Here is a 9,317-nt window from a genome sequence, read left to right on the forward strand (position 1 = left end):
CCAACCACCACCTTCTCCAGGAGAACCCATGCGTGACGTCGTGATCTGCCAGCCTCTGCGCACCCCGGTCGGCCGCTTCGGCGGCGTGTTCCGCGATCTCGACGCGAGCACCCTGGCCACCACCCTGCTCACCGCGCTCGTCGAGCGCACCGGGCTGACCGGGGCCGACGTCGACGACGTGATCCTCGGCCAGGGCTCCCCCGGCGGCGAGGGCCCGGCCATCGGCCGGATCGCCGCGCTCGACTCCCCGCTCGGCATCGACGTGCCCGGCATGCAGCTGGACCGCCGCTGCGGATCCGGCCTGCAGGCCGTCATCACCGGCGCGCTCCAGGTGGCCTCCGGCGGCGTGGACGTCGTGGTGGCCGGCGGTGTCGAATCGATGAGCCAGGTCGAGTTCTACGCCACCCCCTCACCCCGCTGGGGCATCAAGGGCGACGGCGTCTCGCTGGTCGACCGCCTCGGCCGCGCCCGCACCACGGTGGGCGGCCGCTCCCACGTGATCGACGGCGGGATGATCGAGACCGCCGAGAACCTCCGCCGCGAGTACAGCATCACCCGGGAGGAGCAGGACCAGCTCGCCGAGCGGTCCCACCAACGCGCCGTGGCCGCCCAGGAGTCCGGGGTGTTCGCCGAGGAGATCGTTCCCGTCACCGTCCCGCAGCGCAGGGGTCCCGGCCTCGTCGTCGACACCGACGAGCACCCGCGCGCGGACACCACTGTCGAGGCCCTCTCCGGCCTCCGGGCGATCATGGGCCGCACCGACCCCGAGGCCACCGTCACCGCCGGCAACGCCTCCGGGCAGAACGACGGCGCCGCGATGTGCGTCGTCACCACCGCAGACAGGGCGGCCACCCTCGGGCTGACGCCACTCGTGCGCCTGGCCTCGTGGGCGGTCGCGGGGGTCGCTCCGGAGACCATGGGGATCGGCCCCGTCCCCGCCACCGCCAAGGCGCTCGACCGTCTGGGGCTGACCCTCGAGGACATGGGCGTGATCGAACTCAACGAGGCGTTCGCGGCCCAGGCCCTGTCCGTCATGCGGGAGTGGGACATCGACCCCGCCTCACCGCATCTCAACCCACACGGCTCCGGGATCTCGCTCGGACACCCCGTCGGGGCGACCGGCGCCCGGATGCTCGCCACCCTCTCGCACGAGATGGTGCGCCGCGACGTCCAGTGGGGCCTGGAGACGATGTGCATCGGAGGCGGTCAAGGCCTGGCCGCCGTGTTCGAACGAGTCTGAGCCTGAGACCACCGCGCAGAAAGCGTCCACCTAGGAGACTGCTGAACAAGCTGCGATCCTGGCACGCCCGGTGTGCGTGAGGGTCCGGTTGGCCGTCGCGCGGAGGGTGGGGCTTGAGATTTCTGGGTTCGGCGAAAGGTTCGTGGCGCCCACCGCGGGTTGTTCGAGCCTCTGCTGGGGCGGGAATGCCTGGCCCTGGCCTGACCACCGACACCGGCACCAGCTCGACCACGGAGGTGAGCACCGATGAACTGATGCAACTACCCGCCTGATCACCAACGAAGGATCAAAAACCAGTTACACCACTACCAGGGGCTTGACCATAGCTGAGCGGTGACCCGCGAGACCGTGGCCGTATGGGACAGACGAAGTCACGATTTCGCCAGTTCACCGACGAGCAGTGGGAGCGGATAGAGCCCCTGCTGCCCTCCAATGAAGGGCGGCAGGGGCATCCGTTTCGCGACAATCGCAAGGTCGTCGAGGGGATCATCTACCGCTACCGAGCAGGTATTCCCTGGCGGGACCTACCCCGCGAGGAGTTCGGTGCGTGGCAGACCGTGTGGAAGCGTCACGCCCGCTACGCCCGGGACGGGACCTGGGATCGCATCCTGCACGTGATCCTGGCCGATGCCGACGCGGCCGGAAAGATCGACTGGAACGTCTCGGTCGACGCCACCATCTGCCGCGCTCATCAGCACAGCACAAATACAACGCGCCCTGAGCAGGACACAGGGGGCAGGGTCGAATCACAAGAACCGGCCCTTCCGGGACTGTGAACCCGCAGGTCACGGCATCGGCCGCTCGCGAGGAGGGCTGACCACCAAGATTCACAGTGCCGTCGACGGCCGCGGCCGACCGCTGGCGAACGTGATCACCGGTGGGCAACGAAACGACGGCGCGATGCTGGCCGAAGTCCTGGCCGACATCCACGTCCCACGCCACGGCAAGGGCCGACCCCGCACCCGCCCCGACGCGGTGATCGCAGACAAGGCCTACTCGTCCGGCACGATCCGCCGCCAGCTCCGCAGTCGCGGTATCGCCGCTGTCATCCCGGAGAAAAGCGACACCATCGCCGCTCGCGAACGCCGCGGCAGCCGCGGTGGCCGACCCCCAAAACTCGACACTGGCCTCTACAAAAACCGAAACGTCGTCGAGCGTTCCTTCGCTCTGGCTAAGCAATGGCGAGCACTGGCCACCCGCTACGACAAACTCGCGATCACCTACCGCGCCGCCGTCACCCTCTGTGCAATTCTCACCTGGCTACGCCGATTGGGAGACACACCCTAGATAAACACCATGATTCTCCTCCTGGAGCCCTTGGTGTCGATCACGAGCCGGCTGTTGGCCATGAAGTGCTTCGGAACATGACAAGCCACAACGACCACTCACCGCCCTCCCCGAGGTCCGCTGCTTAAGGACGCGGCACTCACCAGATACGCCGCCCGCCATCCGAAGGGTCTTGCTCGCCCATTCTGGAGAGGCACCCCACTTCTCGGTGGGAACGATACTGCCAGCATCTCGTTTGACGATCCTCTGCTGCGACACACCTAGGCTCGGCCCAATCAACGCTCCACCCCGGGCCGGGCGTCTCGCAAGCGTGTCGCACCAGCGAGTCGCGTGAAGCACGACCCAAGTAGGCCGCTGACACGGCCGCTGACACGGCCGCTGACACGGCCGCTGACACGGCCGCTGACACGGCCGCTGACACGGCCGCTGACACGGCCGCTGACACATGCCCAGCCGGCGATGACTCCTCCAGCACGCGGCGCGCGACGGGCTTCCGAGCCCGAACCAGTAACCACACGTTATGTAAAGTAAAGGGTGCCGAGTTGTAGATCCTGCGAACTCGGCACCTGCCCGAACTTCCCCTTTCCCGCACTGCCCGACACCCCACGTGACCTGCACACCCTCAGGTGCCAGATTGCCGCTCCGACCCTTGCTGCGCCTTGACCGCTGGCCAATGGCGGAACGGCGGGCAACGCTGCCACCAGCGACCTCTTGTCGAGATTCGCATAAAGCGCGATACTTTCGCACATAGCGCGAACCATTTTTGGACGGTGCGAGATGTCGAAGCAGGATCTTCCTCCGGGATCGGCGCGGCTGCAGCTGGCCGACGGTATCGCTGTCTTGCGGCCGGTAACCGCGGTGTTCGAGGCGATGGTCACCGGCTGGTCTCACCAATAAATGGCACGGAACCTCTCTGCCGGCACCATCTCAGCGCAGGTAGCAACGATCCGGCGGTTCCAGGACTTTTGCGAGGTCGACGGCCCGTGGGCCTGGACGCCCGTGATGGCCGATGACTGGATCACCGAACTGCGCGGGATCCACCGTCTCGCCCACAGCACGATCCTGAGCTACCAGGGTGCGCTGCGCCATTTCATGGACTACCTGCTCGACCCGGCTTACGAGTGGCCCCAACAATGCCAGGACCGGTTCGCCACACATCCCATACAGATCATCACCGAAGCCAACTCGGCCCGCCACGCACACGAGGGCCCCGGCGACCCGCGCAAACGGGCGCACAGCACCGACGAGTTGCAGGACCTGTGCGACACCGCGGACGGCCAGGTCACCCACCGCTACGAGGTCGGCGCAAAAGGAGCGATGGTGGCGCTGCGAACCGCGACGATCACCAAGGTCGCCTACGCCTGGGGCCTGCGCCGGGGCGAAGTGCGCATGCTGGACCTGACCGACTTCGGACCAAACCCGCGGGCACGGCAGTTCGGCCAGTTCGGGGTCTGCTACGTCCGCTACGGCAAGCCCGGCAAAGGATCCCCTGCCAAACGGCGCGGCGTCCTCACCGTCCCAGAGACCGCGTGGGTGATCGACTGCCTCGAGCAGTGGATCGACCAGGGACGCACGGGCTTTGACCGGGCCGCCGGGACCGCATTGTTTCCGACCGAGCGATCCGATCGGATCTCGAACGGGGCACTGTCCCACAGTTTCGCCGAGCTCTGTGACACCGCCGGCCTGACCGACCCCGGACTGGACTTCCACTCCCTGCGCCGCAGCTACGTCACCTTGTTGGTCGAGTCCGGCTACGACACCCGCTTCATCCAAGAACAGGTCGGACACGAGTACGCCTCGACCACCTCGCTCTACACCTTCGTCTCCCCCGACTACCGCAGCCGCGTCGTGGCCGCCGCGCTACGCGCCGCAGCCGGCCACCTGCCCGAAAGGACCAACAGGACATGAAGCACCGGATCGCCTACCAGTGACGACTACGCCAGATCATGTCCGACCGAGACATGCACAACCTGTCTGACCTGATCACCCCGCTGCACGACGTCGGCATCGAACTCTCCGCCTCCCAGCTCTACCGCCTCCTCGGACGCACCCCGGACCGGCTGCCCCTGGCCCTACTCGGCGCCCTGTGCCACGTCCTGGACTGCAGCGTCGAGGACCTCTGCGACTTCCGCGTCGACACCGCCCCCTCACGACGCACCGCCACGGCCACGGACATCTCCCCCGCAGCTGATGGTCCGCTGCGACCGAAGCGGGCTCACATCCACCGACCCGGCCCACCGGCCTAGACAATCCGCGGCGGCGAGCACATGGCTGACACATCGAAGTACCACTGCACACGGTGCCACGACGATCACCAGCATCGCGGCGTGCGCTGGCCCGAGGGCTTCGTCTGCCGCCGCTGCTACCAACAGGCCACCCGCCGACGCGGGACCTGCCCCAGCTGCTGCTCGCAGGCCTGCTCCAGCTCGGCGAACGAGGAATACTCGCTACGCAAGTTGGTGTCTTTGGGCACCAGGTCGGCTTTGGCGACCTTGACCGTGGACTCGCTGCCACCCTTGGAGGCAGGGTCCGCGGGCTCGCACGTGAGCACGGCGACCCCATAGTGGCGGGCGAACGCCACCATCTGCGGGTTGCGCACCGCCACTGAAGCCGGCCCCGGAATAGAGGCCGTGGATGTTCCGCTGCCGGGCCTGGACCTGGCCCCCGCAACCGGGCCGGCCCCTGTGGTGCGGCGCTCTCGCCCCTACAGTGCGACACTGCCGCCCACCCCGGCGGCGATCGAGGCGTTCTGGTCCCGCGTGGTCAAAGCCCCCGGCAGCAGCCGAAGCCCTCGATGGGTGGATTGGCTGGGCTCGTCGTTGCCGCATCCCAGCGTTCGTGGCACTGCAGAAACGGATCTTGAAACACAAGGACAAGATCCTTGCCGCGATCGAGCACAACCTCTCCAACGGCCTGGTCGGGTCCACCAACACCAAGATCCGACTCATCACAAGGATGGCGTACGGGTTCAGCTCACCACAGGCCTTGATCGCCCTGGCAATGCTCAACCTCGGCGGTCACCGGACCGACCTCCCCGGCCGGCAATGATCCACAGGTATGTCAGGAGAGCCGAAAATCTGGGCAGTTCAGTTTAGGACTGCGTCGACGATGCCGAGACCGGCGACGGTGGCCCTGACGTGCTCTCCGGGACGGAAGGGGATCATTGGCCCCAGGGCCCCGGAGAGGACGACTTCACCAGCGCGCAGTGGGCGCCCCAGTCTGGCGGCGGTCTGGGCGACCCACACCAGCGCGTTAAGCGGGTCTCCCAGGCAGTCCGCACCGGTCCCGCGGGAGACAATCCGATTATTGATGGTCAGCGTCATCAGGGCTTCGGCCGGGGTGAACTCCGACAGCGAGGACTGCGCCGAGCCCAGGACGTAGAGACCGCTGGAGGCGTTATCGGCGATGGTGTCGGTGATGGTGATGTTCCAGTCCTGGATTCGGCTGTCGACGATCTCGAGGGCCGGGGTGAGGTGGCCCACTGCCCGCCGCACGAGCTGGGGGTCCGGATCGTCGATGTCTTCGGCCAGCACGAAGGCGATCTCGGCCTCGATTCGCGGGGCGATCAAGGTGGGCCCTGACACGACTCCATCGCCGGTGACGTGCATCTGATCGAGCAGTACCCCGAAGTCGGGCTGGTCCACCCCCAGTTGTTTCTGGACGGCGGGGGAGGTCAGTCCCACCTTTCGTCCGACCCGACGGGCCCCGGCTTCCACGCGTCGCTGGATGCCGAGTTCTTGCACGGCATAGGCGTCGGCGAGGTCCTCGCCGATCAGGTCTCGGACCGGGCCGCAAGGGCGTCCGGTCTGCAACGCCTCGGCCAGGCGGAGATCGGCCTGGTGGAGGGTGTCCGTCGTGGTCATGCTGGCTCAGTCCTTAATTTGTCGGCAGGCGGGGACATCAGGTGACCTATCTGCGAGGCGGTGGGTCAGCGGGTGTGGAGCCGCGAGCGGGTGGGTGCCGAAGGCCGCAGCGAGGCAGCCCTAGCTTCTTCCCGGTGAGCCACGGGCTCACAGCGCGTATCTAACGTCTAGCATGCCAGCGGTGTGACGGCGGGATTCCGCGTCAGCCTGCGGATCGACGAGGACGCTTGTTGATTCGCTACCGCGGCCCTCAGGAGTGGGGCATGGCCTGGACGACGGCCGCCGACGTCCACCTCGTTGACCCGGGCGGCGCCCCTGGAGCTCCGGGCGAGCTCGATGGATGGTCTCCACCGACCGAATTGCCGCTGCATGTGGAGGTGCTGCGTTCCCGGCCGGAGGCCGCCTCAGTCGTCCACGTGCACCCGCGGGCGGTAGTCGCAGCAGACCTGGCTAGCCTCGCGATCCGCCCCATCGTCGGTGCGTTCGACATCCCGGGCGCCAAGCTGGCCGCCGGCGGGGTGCCCGTCTACCGGCGTGGCGTGCTCGTTCGGAACCGTGGCCTGGCCTTGGAGATGGCGGCGGCCATGGGTAAGCGGCCGGTCGTCGTGCTCCGCGGGCACGGCTTGACTCAGCGGTGGATCGGCCCAGGAAGCGGTCCTGCGGGCGATCAGCGTGGACTCTCTGGCCCGGCTGTCCCTTCAGATCGCCGCTGCGGGAGGGGCGCAGGCGGATCTGCCGGACGAGGACTTGGCGGCGCTGCCCGACCTCGGACCGGGCTTCAACGAGGGCGTGGCGTGGCGGCATGAAGTCGCCAAGATGGGGTGACCGCCGGAGCGCAGGTCCTCGGCGTCGGTCCCTGCACAGCAGACACCCCGTAGCCTCAGACCCATGCGAGCGATGTCGAACCTGCCGTCGGCACCGGAGTTTGGCTCGGCGCCGCAGTACCCGATCGAGTCGGTGGACAACGCACTCCGGGTGGTGCTGCTGGGGGAGCACCACAGCCTGCGGCTGACGGACGTCAGCAAGTACCTGGGGGTGGCATCGTCCACTGCCCACCGGCTGCTTGCCATCCTCCAGTACCGCGGCTACGTCCAGCAGGATGCCACGACGCGCAGTTACGTCCCGGGGCCGACCCTGGACTCGCTGGCCTTCGGTCTGCTGCGCCGACTCGACGCCCGGGACCGGGCACGCCCGGTGCTCGAGCGGCTCAACAACGATCTGGGGGAGACGGTGCACCTGGGCCGGCTCGAGGGGAACGAGGTCCACTTTATCGATTCCATCGAGAGTGATCGGGCCCTACGAGTGGCCAACCGGCTGGGGCGCAGCATGCCCGCCCATTGCACTTCCACCGGCAAGGCGCTGTTGGCCATGCTGACTGACGATGAGCTGCATCTGCTTTATCCCGACGAGCGGCTCATCCAGCTCACCCCGCATTCGCTAGGCACCCGGACTGAGCTTCTCGACGCGGTGCGCACGATCCGTTCCCGGGGGTTCGCGTCGAGCAAGGAGGAGAGCGAGGAGAGTGTCGCCTCCCTCGCCGTCGCACTGGCCTCGACCCGCTCTCCGCGGTTGGCTGTCAACGCCTCGCTGCCGCTCAGTCGCATGAGCTCGGCGACCGAGCAGGACATCCTCACTCGGCTGGTAGCTGCGGCGGAGGAGATCGACCATCTCCTGCTCTGATCGGCGTGGTCAGTCCGAGGTCGGCTGGACCTCAGGCTGGACTGGGCTGCCCGCCGTCCCGGTCCAGCCGGTTGCCGGTCCCCTGGACGTGGCGCACGAAGGACCGTACCGCCGGGGCGATGCCTCCTTCGCGTGACCAGTAGATCCACAGCGGGGCGCTCATCGGGGTGTGCTCGTCGACCAGCACTGGCCATCTGGCCGAGTCGTCGGCACTGAGGTTGTCGTCGGCGATGACGGCCACGCCCAGCCCTGCCCGGGCGAGCGCAACGATTGTGGTGGCGTTGACGCTCTCCGACGTGATGTCGAGCCCGAAGCCCCCTGCCCGCAGCGCCGGCTCCAGCAGGCGCCGGGTGAGGCTATCGGCGGGCCCGGTGAGCACCGGCTGGCCACGCAATTCAGCGACCGAGACGTGTCTCCGGCCCCGCCACGGGTGGTCGTCGGAGGTCACCACCGCCAGCCGCACGTCGCCGAGCTGGTGGCCCGCAAGACGCTGGTCGGCCTGCCCGAGGCCCGTCGCGAGATCGACGTCCCCGTTAAGCACCTGTTCGATCGCGGGCAGGCCCGGGTACTCGTGGACGGCGACGTGGATAGCGGGATGCGCCGACCGGAAGGTGCCGATCAGGGGCGCGAGGAACCGTGGCACGTGCGGATATGCGCAGGCCACCGTGACGACGCCCGCTCGACCGCGAGCGAGTTCGTGGGCAAACTGGGAGACCGACTCCGCTCGATTCAGCAGGTAATGGGCGCGGGGCAGCAATTGATTCCCGGCACCGGTGAGCTGTACTCCGCGGCCGGACCTCTTGAAGAGGGCGATGCCCAGCTCCGCCTCCAGCGCCTTGATCGAACGCCATAGCGAGGGCTGCGGCACGTCGAGGGTGGCGGCGGCGCGAAGGAACGACCCCTCGCGGGCCACCGCAACGAGATACCTGAGTTGACGCAGCTCCACGCACGGCTCCTAGTTTCACCAGTGAATAGCTCGATCCCAAAATAGCCCGTAGACAGACTGTGATGAGGGTCATACTCTCTCAGGTGTACTGCAATGCAGAAAGCCGTCCTACCTTGAGGAGAATTGGATGTCGGAGTCTGGTGGAGGAACCGTGGCCTGGAGCCCTATTGGTCGCGAATCGGGACTTCGTGACCACCCTATCGTGGTGCAGATCGCGCAACGGACAGCAAAGACTCCGGCGCAGGTTCTGCTCCGCTGGCACGTCCAGCAAGGAATCGTCCCGATCCCGCAGGCCGCCAAA

7 protein-coding genes and 3 pseudogenes are annotated in these 9,317 nt (G+C 67.5%); 7 read left to right on the plus strand and 3 right to left on the minus strand.

The window, feature by feature from the left end; genetic code table 11:
• The first annotated feature begins 28 nt into the window (after positions 1-28).
• The 4 genes from ABD250_RS15460 (at position 29) to ABD250_RS15475 (ending at position 4,773) form a co-directional block, all read left to right on the plus strand.
• On the plus strand, positions 29-1,240 hold the full coding sequence (locus ABD250_RS15460; protein ID WP_344393171.1) for an acetyl-CoA C-acetyltransferase: 1,212 nt from the start codon (positions 29-31) through the stop codon (positions 1,238-1,240).
• 356 nt (positions 1,241-1,596) lie between these two features.
• Positions 1,597-2,527 (plus strand): IS5 family transposase gene (locus ABD250_RS15465; RefSeq protein WP_422110543.1). Its coding sequence is split into 2 segments (ribosomal slippage): positions 1,597-1,989 and positions 1,991-2,527, totalling 930 coding nucleotides; the frame shifts between segments, so codons are not numbered across the junction.
• A gap of 897 nt (positions 2,528-3,424) precedes the next feature.
• Positions 3,425-4,435 carry a tyrosine-type recombinase/integrase gene (locus ABD250_RS15470; RefSeq protein ID WP_344393174.1) on the plus strand — a complete coding sequence of 337 codons (1,011 nt, stop codon included), beginning with the start codon at positions 3,425-3,427 and terminating at the stop codon, positions 4,433-4,435.
• 35 nt (positions 4,436-4,470) lie between these two features.
• Entirely contained in the window at positions 4,471-4,773 is a 303-nt protein-coding gene (locus tag ABD250_RS15475; protein WP_344393180.1) for a helix-turn-helix domain-containing protein, read from the plus strand.
• 134 nt (positions 4,774-4,907) lie between these two features.
• Here the strand turns inward: ABD250_RS15475 and ABD250_RS15480 are convergent.
• Positions 4,908-5,159: pseudogene (locus ABD250_RS15480) on the minus strand (IS21 family transposase); the annotation flags it as partial.
• A 146-nt stretch (positions 5,160-5,305) separates the two neighbouring features.
• On the opposite strand from ABD250_RS15480, the pseudogene ABD250_RS15485 reads away from it, so the two are divergent.
• Positions 5,306-5,575 (plus strand): annotated as a pseudogene (locus ABD250_RS15485) (transposase); the annotation flags it as partial.
• A 38-nt stretch (positions 5,576-5,613) separates the two neighbouring features.
• Here ABD250_RS15485 and ABD250_RS15490 read toward each other — a convergent pair.
• Positions 5,614-6,390, minus strand: a complete 777-nt coding sequence (locus ABD250_RS15490) for a 2-keto-4-pentenoate hydratase (protein ID WP_182659188.1) — start codon at positions 6,388-6,390, stop codon at positions 5,614-5,616.
• Between the two features lie 174 nt (positions 6,391-6,564).
• Here ABD250_RS15490 and phtC point away from each other — a divergent pair.
• Together phtC and ABD250_RS15505 are read left to right on the plus strand one after the other, a co-directional pair.
• Positions 6,565-7,215 (plus strand): annotated as a pseudogene (gene phtC / locus ABD250_RS18105) (3,4-dihydroxyphthalate decarboxylase); the annotation flags it as partial.
• Positions 7,216-7,278: 63 nt separating this feature from the next.
• Positions 7,279-8,070 carry an IclR family transcriptional regulator gene (locus tag ABD250_RS15505; RefSeq protein ID WP_241730765.1) on the plus strand — a complete coding sequence of 264 codons (792 nt, stop codon included), beginning with the start codon at positions 7,279-7,281 and terminating at the stop codon, positions 8,068-8,070.
• A 31-nt stretch (positions 8,071-8,101) separates the two neighbouring features.
• On the opposite strand, the gene ABD250_RS15510 is transcribed toward ABD250_RS15505, so the two are convergent.
• Complete coding sequence (locus ABD250_RS15510; protein ID WP_182659187.1) at positions 8,102-9,016, minus strand: LysR family transcriptional regulator; 915 nt, start codon at positions 9,014-9,016, stop codon at positions 8,102-8,104.
• Positions 9,017-9,317 lie beyond the last annotated feature (301 nt).

The organism is Dietzia cercidiphylli (genome assembly GCF_039531545.1).
Taxonomy (GTDB): Bacteria; Actinomycetota; Actinomycetes; order Mycobacteriales; family Mycobacteriaceae; genus Dietzia; species Dietzia natronolimnaea.

What these genes read in the sequence shown, in the direction of transcription:
- ABD250_RS15505 (WP_241730765.1), top strand. Translation starts at nt 7,279, where the DNA reads ATGCGAGCGATGTCGAACCTGCCGTCGGCACCGGAGTTTGGCTCGGCG.
- ABD250_RS15460 (WP_344393171.1), top strand. Translation starts at nt 29, where the DNA reads ATGCGTGACGTCGTGATCTGCCAGCCTCTGCGCACCCCGGTCGGCCGC.
- ABD250_RS15470 (WP_344393174.1), top strand. Translation starts at nt 3,425, where the DNA reads ATGGCACGGAACCTCTCTGCCGGCACCATCTCAGCGCAGGTAGCAACG.
- ABD250_RS15490 (WP_182659188.1), bottom strand. Translation starts at nt 6,390, where the DNA reads ATGACCACGACGGACACCCTCCACCAGGCCGATCTCCGCCTGGCCGAG.